Annotated in this window: 12 protein-coding genes; 5 read left to right on the forward strand and 7 right to left on the reverse strand. The window is 64.9% G+C overall.

Going from position 1 to position 17,302, the window contains the following annotated elements; translation table 11 throughout:
* The first annotated feature begins 102 nt into the window (after window positions 1-102).
* Entirely contained in the window at window positions 103-591 is a 489-nt protein-coding gene (locus CKW13_RS11005) for a glycine zipper domain-containing protein (protein WP_095108636.1), read from the forward strand.
* 132 nt (window positions 592-723) lie between these two features.
* On the opposite strand, the gene CKW13_RS11010 is transcribed toward CKW13_RS11005, so the two are convergent.
* The 4 genes from CKW13_RS11010 to CKW13_RS11025 are packed head-to-tail and all read right to left on the reverse strand — an operon-like array spanning window position 724 to window position 2,971.
* Window positions 724-1,155 carry a thioesterase family protein gene (locus CKW13_RS11010; RefSeq protein WP_095108637.1) on the reverse strand — a complete coding sequence of 144 codons (432 nt, stop codon included), beginning with the start codon at window positions 1,153-1,155 and terminating at the stop codon, window positions 724-726.
* 55 nt (window positions 1,156-1,210) lie between these two features.
* Window positions 1,211-1,882: a GNAT family N-acetyltransferase gene (locus CKW13_RS11015; protein ID WP_095108638.1), complete on the reverse strand. Its 672-nt coding sequence runs from the start codon at window positions 1,880-1,882 to the stop codon at window positions 1,211-1,213.
* Window positions 1,883-1,891: 9 nt separating this feature from the next.
* The gene (locus CKW13_RS11020; protein WP_095108639.1) at window positions 1,892-2,338 is read right to left on the reverse strand and encodes a GNAT family N-acetyltransferase; all 447 of its coding nucleotides are present in this window, start codon (window positions 2,336-2,338) and stop codon (window positions 1,892-1,894) included.
* Between the two features lie 9 nt (window positions 2,339-2,347).
* Window positions 2,348-2,971, reverse strand: coding sequence for an FMN-binding negative transcriptional regulator (locus tag CKW13_RS11025; RefSeq protein ID WP_095108640.1), 624 nt, complete (start codon window positions 2,969-2,971; stop codon window positions 2,348-2,350).
* A 90-nt stretch (window positions 2,972-3,061) separates the two neighbouring features.
* Here CKW13_RS11025 and CKW13_RS11030 point away from each other — a divergent pair, with 90 nt between their 5' ends.
* Together CKW13_RS11030 and CKW13_RS11035 are read left to right on the forward strand one after the other, a co-directional pair.
* The gene (locus CKW13_RS11030; protein ID WP_095108641.1) at window positions 3,062-4,594 is read left to right on the forward strand and encodes a PLP-dependent aminotransferase family protein; all 1,533 of its coding nucleotides are present in this window, start codon (window positions 3,062-3,064) and stop codon (window positions 4,592-4,594) included.
* 75 nt (window positions 4,595-4,669) lie between these two features.
* Window positions 4,670-8,065, forward strand: coding sequence for a dermonecrotic toxin domain-containing protein (locus tag CKW13_RS11035; protein ID WP_095108642.1), 3,396 nt, complete (start codon window positions 4,670-4,672; stop codon window positions 8,063-8,065).
* Between the two features lie 36 nt (window positions 8,066-8,101).
* Here CKW13_RS11035 and CKW13_RS11040 read toward each other — a convergent pair whose 3' ends face one another.
* The 3 genes from CKW13_RS11040 to CKW13_RS11050 all read right to left on the reverse strand — a co-directional run bounded on the left by CKW13_RS11040 (window position 8,102) and on the right by CKW13_RS11050 (window position 15,480).
* Window positions 8,102-12,688, reverse strand: coding sequence for a hypothetical protein (locus tag CKW13_RS11040; protein ID WP_095108643.1), 4,587 nt, complete (start codon window positions 12,686-12,688; stop codon window positions 8,102-8,104).
* 97 nt (window positions 12,689-12,785) lie between these two features.
* The gene (locus CKW13_RS11045) at window positions 12,786-13,799 is read right to left on the reverse strand and encodes an asparaginase (protein ID WP_095108644.1); all 1,014 of its coding nucleotides are present in this window, start codon (window positions 13,797-13,799) and stop codon (window positions 12,786-12,788) included.
* A gap of 256 nt (window positions 13,800-14,055) precedes the next feature.
* Window positions 14,056-15,480 carry an aspartate ammonia-lyase gene (locus tag CKW13_RS11050; RefSeq protein ID WP_095108998.1) on the reverse strand — a complete coding sequence of 475 codons (1,425 nt, stop codon included), beginning with the start codon at window positions 15,478-15,480 and terminating at the stop codon, window positions 14,056-14,058.
* A gap of 182 nt (window positions 15,481-15,662) precedes the next feature.
* On the opposite strand from CKW13_RS11050, the gene CKW13_RS11055 reads away from it, so the two are divergent.
* Window positions 15,663-16,589 carry a LysR substrate-binding domain-containing protein gene (locus CKW13_RS11055; protein WP_095108645.1) on the forward strand — a complete coding sequence of 309 codons (927 nt, stop codon included), beginning with the start codon at window positions 15,663-15,665 and terminating at the stop codon, window positions 16,587-16,589.
* A 218-nt stretch (window positions 16,590-16,807) separates the two neighbouring features.
* A complete protein-coding gene (purE, locus tag CKW13_RS11060; protein ID WP_007920220.1) occupies window positions 16,808-17,299 on the forward strand; it encodes a 5-(carboxyamino)imidazole ribonucleotide mutase in 492 nt (163 codons plus the stop codon).
* Window positions 17,300-17,302 lie beyond the last annotated feature (3 nt).

A 17,302-nucleotide genomic window follows, 5' to 3' on the forward strand; every position in this document is an offset into this window, starting at 1 on the left:
ACTTAGTGAATTGTGTACAAGTCGTGCTACTCGTCGGATTTCGATTGTAAGCCCCCCGCCACAGCCTCAGGATCGCGCCGTCATTCCCTTGAGGTTTCCCTGATGAAGTTCTCCTCGATTCTCTTGTTGTCCCTTAGCCTGGCCAGTGGCGTCGCCGCTGCCGGTGGCACCACCGAAGCAGGCGTGGGCGGCGCATTGGGCGGGGTTTTAGGCTCGGTGGTCGGTCAGTCTTTGGGCGGCAACACCGGTTCGACCATCGGCGCGGCGCTGGGTGGCGCGGGCGGTAGTGCGGTGGGTGCGGACAAACGCAGCCGCGGCGAAGCGGCCATTGGCGGCGCCCTGGGCGCGGCTGGCGGCAACGTGGTTGGGCGCAGCGTAGGTGGCAGCACCGGCAGCCTGATCGGCGCAGCCGCTGGCGGTGGCGCGGGCGGTGCGTTGGGCAACTACATGGGCAACAAAAGCGATGACGACGACCGCCGCCACAGCAGCAGCCGTGGCCGTGATGACCGCCGTTACTACCGCGACGACCACCCCGGCCGCGGCCACGCCTATGGCCATCGCAAGCACAAGAAGCACGATCGTCATCGTTGAGTGCATAACTGCCTGCCACACCCTTGTGGGAGCGAGCCTTGCTCGCGATGGCGGTGTTTCATGACGGCCTGATAGGCCGCCATCGCGAGCAGGCTCGCTCCCACCGGGGGGCGCCATGCCCCTCCTTAACAATCACCCCACCAACCGCTCCATCGCTTCGCGCAGGCGCGCCGGGATGGGCACCGGTTGGTTGCTGGCGCGGTCGACGAACACGTGGACAAAGCGCCCCGCCGCGCAGGCGTCGGTTTCGCCGGCCTTGAACACGGCCAATTCGTATTGCACTGAGCTGTTGCCCAACTTGCCCACCCGCAGGCCAACCTCGATGGGCTCGGGGAAGGCGATGGAGGCGAAGTAGTCGCAGGCCGAACTCACCACAAAGCCCACCACCTCACCGTCATGGATATCCAGCCCGCCCACTTCGATCAGGTAGGTGTTCACGGCCGTGTCGAAAAAGCTGTAGTAGGTGACGTTGTTCACATGGCCATAGGCATCGTTGTCGTGCCAGCGCGTGGTGATGGGCTGGAAGTGGCGGTAGTCGGCGCGTTGCGGCATGGAGTCGGGCATGGGCGTCTCGGCGAGGGAAGGTGGCCCAGCACATTCGCCGATTGCCCCGCGCAACTCAAGCGCGGCACTGCACCAGGGTCTGGCGTTGCCCGCCGTCGACCTGGTTGGCGTCCGCCAGCCAGCGCTCAAACCCGGCCCTTACCGTTGGCCATTCGCCGTCGATGATCGAGTACCACGCGGTGTCGCGGTTTTGCCCCTTGACCACCATGTGTTGGCGGAACACCCCCTCGAAGGTGAAGCCCAGGCGTTCGGCAGCCTGTTTGGAGCGGGCGTTGGCGTTGTTGCACTTCCATTCCAGGCGCCGGTAGCCCAGGGCGAAGGCCTCGCGGGCCAGCAGGTAGACCGCCTCGGTGCTCTTGGGCGAGCGCTGCATCGGCGCGCCGAAGGCGACGTGACCGATCTCGATGCGGCCCTGGGCCGGGACGATGGACATCAGGCTCAACAGGCCCTGCGCCTGGCCACTGGCGCGCTCGACCACGGCGAAGCTGTACGGGTCGCTGCCCGCCGCGTGGTTGGCCAGCCAGGCATCGAACGCCGCGCGCTCGGCAAACGGGCCGTAAGGCAGGTAGTCCCACAGTTTCGGGTCGGCGCCGGGGCCTTGCAGGGCGCGCCACAGGTCATCGCCATGGCGCGCGGGGTCGAGTTTTTCCAGGCGGATAAAACGCCCTTCCAACAGTTGGGCCGAGGGCGGCGGGGCGCCCTTGAAGTCAGCGGGTGAAGTGCTCATGCAACTCTCCTAGAGGGCGTGGCGGAACTGGATAAAGCCTGGGCGCTCGGCCATGCGTTCGTACAGCGCGATGGCGGTGGCGTTGCTCTCGTGGGTCAGCCAGTGAACCTTGGCGCAGCCTGCCGCGGCCGCCGTGGCGTAGACATGCTCGATCATCTGGCGGCCCACGCCGGTGCCGCGGGCGGCGGCGCTGACGAACAGGTCTTGCAGGTAGCACGAGTTGCCGATGCTCCAGTTGGAGCGATGGTAGATGAAGTGCACCAGCGCCAGTGCCTGCCCGTCGCGCCAGGCGAGGGCGGCGTGGGTCGGCTCGGCGGGGTCGAGCATACGCTGCCAGGTGCTGTGCATGACGGCCTCTTCGAGTTCGGTGTTGTAGAACTGCAAATAGGCCTGCCACAGGGGTAGCCACGCGGCGTGGTCGGCGGCGGTGACGGGGCGGATCTCAATGGGATGCATGTTGGCTCCTTAACGCATCAGGTGGGCGAGGCTGTGGTCACGTACATCGGTGCTGGCGCCCAGGCCTTCACGCACGCCGGCGATGTCGGCCGCGCTGCGCTGTTGGCCAAGCTTGCGCAGGCCCTTGAGGCGCTGGATGGGCAGGGCGAAACCGACGATGGCCTTGAGCATGCCATCGATGTACTCGGGCGGCGCGTCGCTTACCGCCCAGGGCTGGGCGCGGCCGCGTTCGTGGTGGTCGGTGAGGCGGCTGACCAGCGCCAGCAAACCGTGGCGGTCGCTGAACAGCTTGGCCTGGCCATGGGCGTGCACGGCGGTGAAGTTCCAGGTGGGCACCACTTTGCCGTGCTCGGCCTTGCTCGGGTAGAACGAGGGGCTGATGTAGGCGTCGGCACCGGGGAAGACCACCAGCACCGGATTGCCAGCGGCCAGGTCGCGGCTTTGCGGGTTGGCCTTGGCCAGGTGCCCGTGCAGCGTGCCGTGCTCGCCTTGGCTGGGCTCGAACAGCAGCGGCACATGGCTGGCGTGCAGGCCTTGCTCGCCGTGGGTGATGACGATCGCCAGGCGTGTGTCGTGGATGTGCTGGTGCAGGTGCGGCAGGTCGAACTCGGCGGCGTCGGGAGGCGTGGTCATGGAGAAACTCCTTGGCGAATGCCTGCATCCTAGGCAGGCTAATGGTCCGTTGTAAGAGCCACTTAGGCGCTATTTCATAGGTCCAATGCCATGAGCCAGCCACCGCTGTCCTTCAACCCCGCCGGGATCGAACTCGACCGCCGCCAGGGCCTGAGCCTTCAGCTTTACCAGGCATTGCGCCAGCGCGTGCTGGACGGGCGCTTGAGCAGCGGCACGCGGCTGCCGGCCAGCCGCGACCTGGCCCTGGCCTTGACGATTTCGCGCAACAGCGTGGTGCGTGCCTATGACCAGTTGTATGCCGAGGGCTTTATCGAGAGCCGGGTCGGTGATGGCACTTATGTGGCGCAACTGCCGCAACGGCTGAGCCCGGCGAACGTGTTATCCACAAAACTATCCACAGGGTTTTCAACAGGCTTATCCCCAGGGTTATCCACAAATGCGGTGGATTTACCTGGGTTTTCGTCCAGTAAAGTTATCCACAGCAGTGCCCTGGAGCGCCTTGATCGGCACTATTTGCCCGCCCCGGCCAGTGGCGCGCCGAAGGCGTTTCGGGTGGGTGTGCCGGCCTTCGATCTGTTCCCGTTCGAGGTGTGGGCCAAGCTGAATGCGGCTTTCTGGCGCAACCCGGATCTAGAGCAACTGTGTTATGGCGACCCGGCGGGGGACATGCGCCTGCGGGAAATGATCGCCGCGTATTTGCGTAACTCCCGCGGTTTGCAGTGCCGCGCTGAGCAAATAGTAATCACCAGTGGCGCGCAGCAAGGCATTAGCCTTTGTGCACAGCTGCTGGTGGAGCCTGGCGCCGGGGTGGCTGTGGAAAACCCCGGCTACCGCGCCGCTGGCCATGCCTTCGCTATTGCCGGGGCGCGGCTGCACGGCGTGGCGGTGGACAGCGAAGGCCTCGATTGCGCGGCGCTGGCGCGTTTAAGCGATTGCCGCCTGGCCTACGTGACGCCGTCGCACCAGTACCCCACGGGGGTCATCATGAGCCTGGCCCGGCGCCTGGAGTTGTTGGCCTGGGCCGAGCGCAGCGGGGGCTGGATCGTGGAAGACGACTACGACGGCGAGTACCGCTTCAGCGGCGCGCCCTTGGCGCCTTTGGCGGCGCTGGATCGCCAGGGCCGGGTGCTGTACGTCGGCACGTTCGGCAAAGTGGCGTTCCCGGCGCTGCGCCTGGGTTACCTGGTGCTGCCGCCGACCCTGGTGGACGCCTTCTCCCGGCGCCGGGCGCTGGATGTGCGGCATTCGGAGGTCAGCACCCAAGCGGTGATGGCCGAGTTTATCGCCGCCGGGCATTTCCAGCGGCATATCCGGCGCATGCGCCGCGCCGCCCTGAGCCGGCGTAACGCCTTGCTGGCGGGGTGGCCGGCAGACATTCCCGGCGTCGCCAACCTGCCCAGCGTGGCGGCGGGGTTGCACGTGATGGTGCGGGTCCAGAGCCTGGCCCGCGAGCAAGAGCTGTTGGCCCAAGCCGCACGCGTGGGGGTGGAAATCAATGGCCTGAGCAGCTATTGCCTGGGGGACGGGCCGCCCCAGCACGCGGGGCTGGTGCTGGGGTTCGCGGCGGTGCCCGAGGCGGCCATCGCCGATGCGCTGGCGCGCCTGCGCCGGGCCTGGCGCTAGGGCATAACCGGTTACCGCTGGCGGGCGGGTGGGCAGGGCTAAGTTGGCGGCTCCTATCATTGACGGAGCCTGCCGATGGAGCAGCCTGAAACCGCTATACCGAACGCCCCTGTGGATAACGCCATCTACCTGTCTGCACGCTTGCCCCTGGAGCGCACCTTTGCTGCGCGCCCGACTTTGGCCGATACCGCGCGGGCTTTTTTGCAGCAACAACTGGCCGAGGATTTCCCCGAGCTGAACATCGACGTCGCCAAGGCGCAGCTATTGCTGCCGCAATGGGGCCAGGAGCAGGGCCGCGCGGTTTTCCTGGGCTACACCACATTGACGTTGGTTGAGGTGCTGATCCAGCAGTTTCTCCAGGTGGCCCCTGCGACTTGGCCACCCGACAGCCTGTTGTCGTTGACGCCCATGCTGGAAGCCCCGGTCGGTGTCGCTGTCGACTTGGCCGACCTCAAGGCCTGCCTCCAAGAGTGGGCGCCCCTGTTGCTGGAGCACTACCAGCAACGCCTGGTGGATTACTGGGGCGAACCGATGGACGACGGCTTTAGCCCCTGGTTGTGGATGTCCAACCTGTTCAAAAGTGATGTGCAACAAGCCGCCGGGTTGCTCGACCCCCTGGGGCAGGAGACGGTCCAGGCTGTCCTGGACTTCCCCCTGGCCTCGGTGCGTCAGCAACAGCCTGGGCTGGAGACGAGCCAGGCGTACATCTGCCTGGTGGATAACGCCGACCGCGGCCCGGTGGGTACGGTCATGGGGCTGGTGTTGACGCGCACCTTTGGTGAGCATGAGCGGGTCTTGCTGTACACGCCGGTGGCCGGGCTCGAGGTGTTCGGCTCTCTTGAGGCGCTGGAGGACACCTGGCTGGGCCAGCCCAGTGACGCCGACCTGCGCTTGCACAATTACGAGACGCCGAACGACATTTTCGACACCCTCGCCTTGCAGTTGCTGGAGCGCCAGTTGCGCCTGATCGAGGCCATCGAACCCAGCCATTACGCCGACAGCGCCGCCCTGGGCCAAGTTTTGGCCGAGATCGGCAGCGTGGTGAGCCTGTTGGGCGGGTTTGGTGTTGGCCATCAGCCTGCGGGCGGGTCGATCCCGCCGTGGTTGAGGCAGGCCGAGCCGGGCGAGCGCCAGGCAGTCAGCCGCCAATTGACGGCGTTGGCGCAGATTGCCGAGCACTCGGGCGGGCAATCCTACCTGCGGGGCATTCCAAGCATTGGCGACTATGGCGCCAAAGCCCTGAAAACCGAGTTGCTCAAGCGTTATCCGGGGCAGGTGGACCTGCGCATCGATGACATCGAAATCACCCTGTACCACGTCGTCAACACGCCATTTGAGGCCATGGACCCGCCGTTCCCGCCAGTGCGTTATGAGCCGCGCACGTCGGGGCTGGTGGAACTGGCGCTGCACAGTGCCAGCGGCTTTCCCCAGGTACGCGCCAGCGTCCGCTATGGCGGTGGTGAAGCGCCGCCGTGGCTGACCTACGATTTTTTACGCGAGTGGGCGGTGGCGGCCGATATCGGCGCGCACTACCCGGCGTTGTTACAACAGCGCCTGTTGGACGATCCGGCCGAGCGGACCTGGCGCCAGCAAGTGTTCTGCGACCACATGCAGGTGTTGCTGCCGTTGCAGGCGCTGGAACTCAAGGCCAAGGGCCAGCTCACCCCTGCCCAGTACGAGGCCGTGGTAGCGGTGTTGCGGCCCGATGCGGCCCAGCGGCGAGTGGGCGGCGTGGAGCAAGTGGTGCGGCCTTTGGCCTTTGGCCTGTCGGGGCTTTCGCGGCGTGACGAGGTGCGCGCGACGTTTTTGGTCGGCCCCAGGGACGTGCGCCAAGGCCCGTGGGTGCTGTATCAAGCCGGCCACGGGGGCGCCATGCGGGGTTTCGCGGCACTGGGCCAAGTGCTCGATGCGCTGCGCGAGGAGCCGATGCTGGCGGCCAGTGTGCTGGCCGCCATGACGCCCGAGGGGCGGGTCGTTTATGGCAACGACGGTTTTCGTCAGCCGCACCTGGCGCGCCTGCTGGAGAGCGATTGGGAGGTGAGCATACAAGCGCCGCAGGTCGAGTTCGACACCACGCTCCTGGCGCAGGATTTCTGCACTTCGCTGTACCGGGATGTCGCGGTGAAGCTGGTGGAACAGGCCCGCCAGAGCGCGCTCTCGAGTGCCGACGACCGTTGGCAGCGCTATGAAAACCTGGCCTGGACCCTGTTTGACCTGTTTTTGCCCCTGGCTACGGGTACACCGGCCCGCTTGGGGTTACTGACGCAACTGGCGGCCAGCCTGAAGGCCTCTACCGATCCGCAGATCGAGCAGGCCCAAGGCATTGGCATGACCGTCGGCGTGCTGCTCAACCTGGCGCTGTTGCTGAGCCACGAACACCCGGGCGGGGTGCTTGCCGAGGAAGTGCCGGCGATGCCCCCCAGGTTATCCGCAGCGCAATTGCGTGAGGGCTTGCCCGCCGTGCTGGCGCGGCATCCGGGGGGCCAGGGGCGGCTGCTCTACGAGTACACCCAAGACCAAGGCGTTGCTTCGCCACGCCAGTTGCTGAGCTTGAACACCTTCCGTGCGCCAGTGGGCCCGCGCACGGGAACACGGCTAGAGGAGGACGGGCTCAAAGGCCTTTACCGCAAAGGCACGCAACTGTTTGCCCAGGTCGATGGTTACTGGTTCTACGTGGTGTCCACGCCCAACGGGGTGGTAATGGCCGACGCGCTCAACGGTCATCGCCGGGGCCCTTACCTGCAAGCAGATACCGCTGGCCGCTGGACGCTGGCCTCCGTCCCGCGTTTGCTGGGTGGGGTGAGCCAGAGGCAGCGCCTGGTGAAGCGTCTCGATAGCCTGGAGTTAGAGGGGCGAAAATTGCTCGCCAGCGTGAACGGAGAGATGGACGAGGCCCAACGCCTGGCTGATGCCGGGCACCTGAGTGCCGATGTGCAAGACATCCTCACGAGTAAGGTAACGACCTTGCGCAGCAAGGCGACGGATCTTGAGTCACTCGTTCCCCGCCTGGGCGACAAGGTGCCCGTGGCCCTGATCGACGGGTTGCGCAAGGGGGCCGCCCGCCTCGAAACGCTGGCGCAGGATCTGGTGGTGAGCATGGCGTTGAGTCGCCCGCCGAGCATCGCTGCGCTGTTGCGGCTGGGGGAGCTGCACCAGATCCGGAGTGTGCGCAAAAAAGGCGAGCGGGTGGACCTGTCCCAAGGCTCGGTGGGCGACTTTTTACAGGAGTACGAAATTCGCCTGCCTCAAGGCGTGTGCTGGTATGCCCACTTTCACTATCGACAGCGTGATGCGAACGTGCAGGACTATTTCGCCGGGCATCTGAAAACCGCCGCGCAGCGCGGCCAGGGCGTGGAGTACCAACGGGCGCAGCAGGCACAGGGCCGGGTGGTGGAACCGATTCTGCGGGTGCCGATCAGCAATGACGTGGCCCAGCGTCTGATCTTCAATCCGGCGTCCGAGCCACGCTAGCCAGGCCCGGGGCGTGCGCGGCACGCCCCGGGTACCTCAACTCTTGACGTTGAAAAACAATCGGGTGGCCTGCTCTAGATTGATTTCACTGCGGTAGTAGGCGATCCGTTGTTGCTCATCCAGCCCCTGCAAGGGCTCGGGGGCTGGCACCCAGATGCGTTCGCTGGAGGCGATCAGACGTGCGGAAATGAAGGCCTTGGCCGGTGTCCACGAAGTGGAATAGCGAAAGTGCGCGTACCACAGGACCTGGTGGGTCTTGGCGTCGCTGATGCTGTATTCGTCGAGGAAGTCGGGCTGTGGCGCCTTGATATGGCGCCGGGTGACGTTTTTCTCAATGATGATCCGCCCTTGGTTGTTCAACCATTCGAGGTTGGCGATGGTCGGCGGTTGGCGCTTGAGCATCGTCAGCATGTGGGTGTTGGCCTGTTGGTAGAGGCTGTCGATGGATTCATCCAGGGCCTTCTGGATGTTGGCTGCTGACCGTGAGCCGCTCTCGGTGGCATTGCTGCGGGTCAACGCCTGTTCGATGGCGTCGCGGACCGTCTCCAGGCGCTGGGCGTGTTGGTGAAACAGGAACTCGATACCGATGGCGGTGCGGCCCGGCAGGCTAGCAAGGGCGTTGGCGCGCTGCTTGAAGTCGGCCAGGCTGTCGAGCAGGGACTGGCCTGCGTTGAGGCTGGTGTCCAGATCCGGGGTGGCGGTGGGGGTGTCGACGGTTTCCAAGTGCTGGACCCAGACGCCCGGTTGTTTTTCATGGAAGGTGGCGATCACCTTGTTAGTCAACGGCGAGGTGATGTCCACCAGGCCGGTTTCCAGGCCGATCGCCGAGATCCGTGGCTCGCCGATGAGTACGCCGTTGTAGCGGGTTCTGATGAACTTGCGTCGTGGCCGTGGCGCGACGGACGGCGGGCGGGCTCGAGTGCGCAGCAGGCTGCGTTCGTTGTGCAGCCGCGCCAGGCGTCGGGTGGCGTGTTTGCGATATTCCTTGAGCCGCGTGCGCAGGTGGTCAAGCGATGCCTGAACGACGTGTTCCGTGTAATCCTCGGGTAAATCGATAATGCGTTCATCGAGTACGTCAAATTGCTCAATCAGGCTGCCCAGGGTTTCGATGCGTTCATCCAGGCGGCTTTCGTTACGCTCTTGTGCAGTGTCGCGCAGGCTCTGGATGGCGATGTCGGCGGCATCGACGATCTGGTCGAGGGTGGTCCAGGCAGCCGGCATGCTGTGCACCGACTCCGGGGCCAGGCACAGATTGCGGGCCAGGGTCACTTGCAAGGCCTTGAGGTCATCGCTGCTGTAGGCGGGCAGGTGGCGTTGGGTTTCGCGCACCAGCAGCATGCCGTCGCGGGCCAGTTCCTTGAGTTCGGTGAAGCGTGATTGCACGTAGTCCAGGCGCGCGATCATGTCCTGGCACATCTCGTTCATTTCCCGGGCGTCGTCGATATGGCGTTCCTGGGGCGCCTGGGCCTGGCGCTCGATCTGTTCGAGGACCGCTTTGATCCGCGGGGTGAAAGTGATGAGGCGCTCCTGGATGCCGGCACCCGTGAGTTCCAGTTGGACACGTAGGTAGCCGATGGACTTTTGCTGATAGTCGGCTGTAGTGGCGAGGACATTGAGCGCCTTGAGCTTTTGCAGAGCGTTCTCGTAATCGGTGCGCTGGCGCTGGAGGGTTTGCAGGTACGCCTCGCGCTGGGCCGTGGCCGATGTGGACGGGGCATCGAGCAGTTCCTGGCGGCTTTGTTGCAGTTGCTTGCGGGCTTGGGCTTTGTTGCGCTCGAAGGTGGCAAGGTCGTTGCGCAGCGCCGTGGCCTGGGCTTGGGCCTCGGCCCGGGCTTTGACGATGATGGCCTTGGGGCCGCCGCCGCGTAGGCGCAGGCGGACATCGACGAACCATTCGCCCTTGGCGTTATGGGTCAGCAGTGGCCCGGTGCGGCCCTCCTGCCGGGGGTTGTGGATCATCACGTTGCCGTCTTCCTCCTGCACCTGGAACCAGCGTTCGCCTATAGGCGCGTAGAGCTTGTTATCGAGGCGGTAGAGATGCTGGTAAGGGCCGGGTGTGGGGTCTGGCTGGGCCAGGCCTTCGGGCGGGGCCACCCCCAAACCGTCGAGCAGCCTGACCAGGTCGTTGGGTGCCCGGTTAAGGGCTCCGCTGGTGACGAGCGGCGGGATGTGCCCGGGAGGGAGGTCCTGGGCGGGCATGGTAGCCAGTTGCCGAACCGGGCCTTTTTCCGCCTTGCCAAGCGGTTCGCTTTCTGGCGCGGCGCGCAGGGCGGGGCGATTGCGTTGGGCGATGTGCAACGTGATCGCCATTCCCAAATTGAGAAACAGGTCAGCCAGGACACTCCATTGGACAGCGGTGTCGTGCTGCTCCTGGGCGTCGGCGAGGGCTTGCAATTGATCCAGCACCTGCCAGATCCAGGCGCCGATGCCCACGGTGGGGCCCAGGAACGGCAGGGCGCAATTGAAGATCAACCAACCGGCGTGCTTGAAGGTGGCCCAGCGGCTATCGGCGTTGGACACCGACTGGCGGTTGGCCAGTTCCACCAGCGCCTTGGCGTTTGCGGTGAACAGAGCTGCGAAGATGTCGCCCGCCACGGTGTCTTCGCCCAAGGCCAGGGGGCCGCTCATGCTCCAGAGTTTGTCCGGTTCCACGAGGACATCCACGACGGTCCAGGGCGAGGGTAATGGTGGGGGAAAGACGTAGCGAGCGTAGTCCTCGCGCACCGCATCCGGCAGCCAGGCCAGCACCGATTCGCGCAGGCTGGCCGATTGCTGGATGGCATAGATCAGGTTGGCCGGCGATGGGTGTTGGCTCAATGGCTGGTCCAGGAGCGGGCGGTACAGCAGGCACGGGCCGCTGGTCATGTCCCGGGGGCCAATGACGAACATGTTGGCGACCACGTCTGCGGGTTTGCCGGTGCGGCGCGAAGGGGCGAAGGCCAGCGGCCGGATTACGATGGTTTGACCGTTGACCCGCTGATCGGATGCTTCGCTAGCCATCAGCGCCACTACGTAGCGATAGCCGCGTTCGTCTATTCCCGCCTCGTTGCAAATCTTGCTTTGCAGGGCCAGGAGCGGCAGTTGGATGCGCAGGTGGTTGCTGAACAGCGCCTGGCGCCGTAGGGATTGCTGGGGGTCGTCGAGCAGCTTTTGCTTGACGAGCGCCGGGTAGGCGCTGCCCAGGTCCATGGCGGTGACGAGACCTTCGATGTAGTCCACGGTCATCCAGTTGGGCACGCTGACTCCCTCGGCGCCCTGGATGCTTTTATTGCCCAAGGGCAGGGCAATCAAGTTCTGCAAGGCCAGGTCGGCGAAGCTCAACAGCGTGGTTTGCACCTGGCCCGGAATAAATGAGCCCCACATCACCAGGCTTTCGACGCGCATCCGGTAGCGCTCCAGTTGCAGGGTCGTGGCTTGCGGATGGTCTTTGAGGATGGCGGCGCGCAAGGCGTCCAAGGCATAGGTGTGGATCGGCGGGATGTCGTCTTGGTAGGTTCGGCCCGCGTTGCCGCGGTGCAGGGCGGCAAGGTCCTTCAGGTGCCTTGAGTAAAAGGTCAGGTCGGCGGTTGAGGCGTCGGTCAGCCACTGCGGCATGGCGCTGTAGAACCACGACAGGTTGGGCTCTGCTGCAGCGCTTTGGCCCTCGCTACTGACCGGGCTGCTGAGCACGGCCTGGCCTGCGTCAAGCGGATGATCGGGGGAAAACCCGATGCGCTTGATGGCGTCGATCTGGTAGGCAATCAGGGCGCAGGCCTGCTGGTCGAAAAAATTTCCCTCGGGCTCGACCAGCCGCCACTTCAGTTTCTGGTAGGACAGCGATGAATCCAGATGCCCGGGCAGGGACAATTCCAGCTCCGCCATGGACTTGAACCATTCGTAGCCGTTCAGCAGGGAGTAGGTGAGGATGATGCGCCGGTCGTAAGTGTCGCCGATCAGCACCGCGATAGGGGGGGCTTCCAGGTGTTCGTTCTGGCTTTGTACCACCCGGTCGAAATCGATCAGGTACGCCCTGCTGTTGAAGGGGTCGTTAGCCTGGCGGTCGATGCGGTTCGGGTATTCGTGCAGCTTGCGCGCCAGGCTGCACTCGAGGTCGTTCCAGGTGTCGCTTTTTTCCACGCCCCACAGGCTGCGCAAGGAGCCGGCCAGTTCATGCCAGCGCGGTTGGCCATCGCTGTTAAGGCTGTTCCAGTATTCGATCTGTTGCTCCTGGTAAGCGCTGAGCATGACGGGGGCGAGGATGTTTATCAGGTTGGCGATTTCGCAGATGCGCACAGGCAACTGGGCCGCAGGCTCTACAACCGGTGGTTGGGTGAGGAAGTGGACGCCTTCGATGTAGATCAACGGGATGTCTTGCACCGACTGGCGGGCGAGGATGTTGGCCAGGGTTTCGTACTGGGTAGGCGTGGCGACGACCTGATCTTCGACAATGTCCCAGGCGGGGCTGCCGACCAGGGTGGTGGCCGGGTCGATTTCCAGGGTTGGATACAGCTGCTGCAAGGGTTCGAGCAGCAATTTTGCCGCAACCTCACGAAAGGCCGGGCCGACGCACAATTGGGTGACGATGGCTTCTGTAGAGATCAGCGGCGAAAGGTGTTGAGGGGCGGGTGGGGTTGGTATGGGCATCGAGTGTTCCTGTCTTGCCGTTGGGAATGGGGCACCGAAGGACGGATTGCGGTTTCCCAAGGCTAGGCAGCGGCAAGACAGGCACGGCGGTAACTATTTAGTGGCCCGGTTGCAGCTCCCCACACAGGTCCAGCTCCACCAGGCGCCGCACCTCGGCGGTCGGCAGGCTCGCCCCCAGCAGCGCGTGTAATTTGCCGAACGCCGCTTCGCGGGTCATGCCGCCGCCAGACAGCACGCCGACGCCGCGCAAACGGCTGCCAGCCTCGTAGACGTCCAGCGTCACGCCTCCTTCATGGCACTGAGTGATGGCCACGACCACGATCCCGGCGTCATGGGCCCGTTGCAGGCTGGCGAGAAAGAAGGGGTCGTCGCTGGGCCCGGTGCCGCTGCCGAAGCATTCGAGCACCAGCCCGGCGATACCGCTGCCCAGCACGGCGTCGAGGGTGGTGGCGCCGATGCCGGGGAACAGCGGCAATACGGCAACACTGGCTAGTTGCCTGGGTTGGCGATAGCCCAGCGCTGCGGGAAGGGACGAAGCCGGCACGCCGCCGCCCTGGCGGTTGAGGCGGGCGAACGGGTGGCGGCCGAAGCTGCGGATTTTCGCGCAGTGGGTGGGGGCCAGCAGTTCACCGTGGAAGTACAACTGCACCCCCGGCGCCAGGCCCTGGCCGAGGGCGACCAGCGCACCGCCGAGGTTTTCCCAGGCATCGCTGTCGGCCACGCCGGCCGGCAGCATGGAACCGGTGAACAGCACCCGCGCCGGCAGGCCGAGCAACTGGAACGCCATGGCGGCGGCGCTGTAGGCCAGGGTGTCGGTGCCGTGCAGGATCAGCACACTGTCGCAGCCCTGGCCATCCACCGCCTCGATCACCGCTTCGCGCAGTTGCTGCCAATACGCGGGGTTCATGTTGGCGCTGTCGATCAACGGCGTCATTTCGCGAAAGTGCCACGCCGGCACCACGAGGTCGGGTTGGCTGTGCAGGTGTTCGCGCATGCGCGCTTCAAAACCGGCTGCCGGGGCCAGGCCATGGGCGCTGGCCTGCATGCCAATGGTGCCGCCGGTGTAGAGCACCATCACGCGCTGGGCGGCGGGGTAGGCGTTGGGAAGCATGGGCGAGTCTCCGCGAGAGATGACGGGGGAGCGGGCCGGGCGGCGCTCTGCTTGCGCGCGATGGCGGTGTATCAGGCACGCGAGGGGCCGATTGGCCTGGCCACATCGCGGGCCAGCCCGCTCACAGAGGGTGCACTTTAGCTGAGGAGGGCGCCAGGGATCGACAGGCAAAAAAAAGGGCTTGGAGAGTGATCTCCAAGCCCTCAAAAGGTGAGAGGTGTCTAGTCCCTCAACCTGGTGAGCGGTGCAACAGCGTTTAGGCCTTCAGGGGCACCAGACGCGGGGCGATCATGTTTTCCGGGCGCAGGATGTCGGCGAGCATGGCGTCGTCGAGCAAGCCTTCTTCGCGCACCAGTTCCAGCACGCCGCGGCCACTTTCCAGGGCGATGCGGGCGATGCGGGTGGCGTTTTCATAGCCGATGTAGGGGTTCAGCGCGGTGACCAGGCCGATGGAGTGCTCCACCAGTTCGCGGCAGCGCTCTTCGTTGGCGGTGATGCCGACGATGCAGTGCTCGCGCAGCATGTCCATGGCGCGTTGCAGCAGGCGGATCGAGTCGAAGATCTTGAACGCGATCAGCGGCTCCATCACGTTGAGTTGCAACTGGCCGCCTTCGGCCGCGATGGTCAGGGCCAGGTCGTTGCCAATGATCTGGAACGCGACCTGGTTGACCGCTTCCGGGATGACCGGGTTGACCTTGCCGGGCATGATCGAGCTGCCGGGTTGGCGTGCTGGCAGGTTGATCTCATTGATGCCGGTACGCGGGCCGCTGGACAGCAGGCGCAGGTCGTTGCAGATCTTCGACAGCTTGACCGCGGTGCGCTTGAGCATGCCGGAGAACAGCACGAAAGCGCCCATGTCGGAGGTGGCTTCGATCAGGTCGGCGGCCGGTACCAGCGGCTGGCCGCTGATGAGCGCCAGGCGCGACACGGCCAGGTGCTGGTAGCGCGGGTCGGCGTTGATGCCGGTGCCGATGGCGGTGCCGCCCAGGTTGACTTCGGTCAGCACTTCCGGGGCCAGGGTCTTGAGGCGCGCCAGGTCTTCGCCCAGGGTGGTGGCGAAGGCGCGGAATTCTTGGCCCAGGGTCATCGGCACGGCGTCTTGCAGTTGGGTGCGGCCCATCTTCAGGACGTGGCTGAACTCTTCACCCTTGGCGGCGAACGCCTGGATCAGGCTGTCGAGGCTGGCCAGCAGCGCGTCGTGGCCCAACAGCAGGCCCAGGCGGATGGCCGTCGGGTAGGCGTCGTTGGTGGACTGCGCCATGTTCACGTCGTTGTTGGGGTGCAAGTATTGGTATTCGCCTTTCTGGTGGCCCATGGCCTCCAGCGCGATGTTGGCGATCACTTCGTTGGCATTCATGTTGGTTGAAGTGCCAGCGCCGCCCTGAATCATGTCCACCACGAACTCTTCGTGGAAGTCGCCGCGGATCAGGCGCGCACAGGCTTCGCTGATGGCCGCGTGTTTGGCCGCACTTAAGTGGCCCAGTTCACAGTTGGCGTCGGCGGCAGCCTGCTTGACCATCGCCAGGCCCACGACCAGCTTGGGGTAGTGCGAGATCGGAACACCGGAGAGGCGGAAGTTGTTCACCGCCCGCAGGGTTTGGATGCCGTAGTACGCTTGCGCGGGTACTTCGAGTGCGCCAAGCAGGTCTTTTTCAGTGCGGAATGATGCAGCAGAGGACATGATGGAAACCATCTCAATATGGACCCGGTCTGTGCCGGAACGCTGCCAATGCTAGGCTTGGCGGCATTTTTGGGCCAATGCCATTAAATACTGGCCTATGCACAAACGGCATACGGTGGGTGTGACCCGGGTATGATGCCGAGCGTGTGACCTAAATTGGTGCGTGTGTCCGGGAGGACGTGATGAATCTGGAAAGTAAATGGCTCGAGGACTTTAGCGCCCTGGCCGCCACCCGCAGTTTCTCCCAAGCAGCGGAGCGACGTTTCGTCACCCAGCCCGCGTTCAGCCGGCGCATCCGCAGCCTGGAGGCGGCGCTGGGCCTGACCCTGGTCAACCGCTCGCGCACGCCGGTGGAACTGACGGCGGCGGGGCAGTTGTTTTTGGTCACCGCGCGCACGGTGGTCGAACAGTTGGGTGAAGTGCTGCGCCATTTGCATCACCTCGAAGGCGGGCAGGGCGAAGTCATGCAGGTGGCGGCCGCCCACTCCCTGGCGCTGGGGTTTTTTCCGCGCTGGATCGCCCAATTGCGCAACGAAGGCCTGAACATCGCCACGCGGCTGGTGGCCACCAACGTCGGCGACGCGGTGCATGCCCTGCGCGAAGGTGGCTGCGACCTGATGCTGGCCTTTTACGACCCCGATGCGGCGATGCAGATGGACCCGGAGATTTTCCCCTCCCTGCACCTGGGGCACACCGAGATGCTTCCGGTGTGCGCCGCCGACGCCAGCGGCAAACCGTTGTTCGACCTCGAAGGCGAGGCCAGCGTGCCGTTGCTGGCCTACAGCGCCGGGGCCTTCTTGGGGCGCTCGGTGAACCAGTTGCTGCGCCAGCGGGCGCTGCGCTTCACCACCATTTATGAAACCGCCATGGCCGACAGCCTCAAGAGCATGGCCCTGGAAGGCCTGGGCATCGCCTGGGTGCCGCAATTGAGCGTGCGCGCCGAGTTGGCGCGGGGTGAGTTGGTGGTGTGCGGCGGGCCGCAATGGCACGTGCCGCTGGAGATCCGCCTGTACCGCTGTGCCCTGGTGCGCAAGGCCAACGTACGGTTGTTGTGGCGCAAGCTTGAAGGGGGCGCGGCGCACCCTCCGGCGAGCCAGCCCCCAGAGTGATTTTGTGGTGCCTGTACTGACTTCACGGTCAATAAAACCGCCACTTTGCGCCGTTTGACGGATGGTCAGCAAAGGGGCTGTTTATCTGTTTCATTGCGGTATACTGCGCGGCCTTCGGCCGGCTCGACTGGCCATAATTCGTACAACAAGCCACGCACATTGCGTGGCTTGTTGTTTTTTGACGCGCCTGCGGGCGCCCAGAGAGAAGAGGCACGACGATGAGTGCATTGGTTGGCGTCATCATGGGCTCCAAGTCCGATTGGTCCACCCTTAGCCACACCGCCGATATGCTGGAAAAACTCGGCATCCCCTACGAGGTGAAAGTGGTCTCCGCCCACCGCACCCCGGACCTGCTGTTCCAGTACGCCGAAGAAGCTGAATCGCGGGGCATCGAGGTGATTATCGCCGGTGCCGGCGGCGCGGCCCATTTGCCGGGCATGTGTGCGGCCAAGACCCACCTGCCGGTGCTGGGCGTGCCGGTGCAGTCGGCCATGCTCTCGGGCGTCGATTCGCTGCTGTCGATCGTGCAGATGCCGGCCGGCATCCCGGTCGCCACCCTGGCCATCGGTAAGGCCGGCGCGATCAACGCCGCGCTGCTGTCGGCGAGTATCCTGGGCGCCAAGCACCCGCAGTTCCACGCGGTGCTCAAAACCTTCCGTGCTGAGCAGACAGACAGCGTGCTGGACAATCCAGACCCACGCATCGCCTGAGGT

The organism is Pseudomonas sp. Irchel 3E20 (assembly GCF_900187645.1).
Classification (GTDB): Bacteria; Pseudomonadota; Gammaproteobacteria; order Pseudomonadales; family Pseudomonadaceae; genus Aquipseudomonas.

Bases quoted from the DNA above. Each gene is read 5' to 3' on its own strand.
- CKW13_RS11050 (WP_095108998.1), bottom strand. From the start codon at position 15,480: ATGTCCTCTGCTGCATCATTCCGCACTGAAAAAGACCTGCTTGGCGCA.
- CKW13_RS11030 (WP_095108641.1), top strand. From the start codon at position 3,062: ATGAGCCAGCCACCGCTGTCCTTCAACCCCGCCGGGATCGAACTCGAC.
- CKW13_RS11045 (WP_095108644.1), bottom strand. From the start codon at position 13,799: ATGCTTCCCAACGCCTACCCCGCCGCCCAGCGCGTGATGGTGCTCTAC.
- CKW13_RS11015 (WP_095108638.1), bottom strand. From the start codon at position 1,882: ATGAGCACTTCACCCGCTGACTTCAAGGGCGCCCCGCCGCCCTCGGCC.
- CKW13_RS11035 (WP_095108642.1), top strand. From the start codon at position 4,670: ATGGAGCAGCCTGAAACCGCTATACCGAACGCCCCTGTGGATAACGCC.
- CKW13_RS11010 (WP_095108637.1), bottom strand. From the start codon at position 1,155: ATGCCCGACTCCATGCCGCAACGCGCCGACTACCGCCACTTCCAGCCC.
- CKW13_RS11055 (WP_095108645.1), top strand. From the start codon at position 15,663: ATGAATCTGGAAAGTAAATGGCTCGAGGACTTTAGCGCCCTGGCCGCC.
- CKW13_RS11005 (WP_095108636.1), top strand. From the start codon at position 103: ATGAAGTTCTCCTCGATTCTCTTGTTGTCCCTTAGCCTGGCCAGTGGC.
- CKW13_RS11040 (WP_095108643.1), bottom strand. From the start codon at position 12,688: ATGCCCATACCAACCCCACCCGCCCCTCAACACCTTTCGCCGCTGATC.
- CKW13_RS11020 (WP_095108639.1), bottom strand. From the start codon at position 2,338: ATGCATCCCATTGAGATCCGCCCCGTCACCGCCGCCGACCACGCCGCG.
- CKW13_RS11025 (WP_095108640.1), bottom strand. From the start codon at position 2,971: ATGACCACGCCTCCCGACGCCGCCGAGTTCGACCTGCCGCACCTGCAC.
- purE (WP_007920220.1), top strand. From the start codon at position 16,808: ATGAGTGCATTGGTTGGCGTCATCATGGGCTCCAAGTCCGATTGGTCC.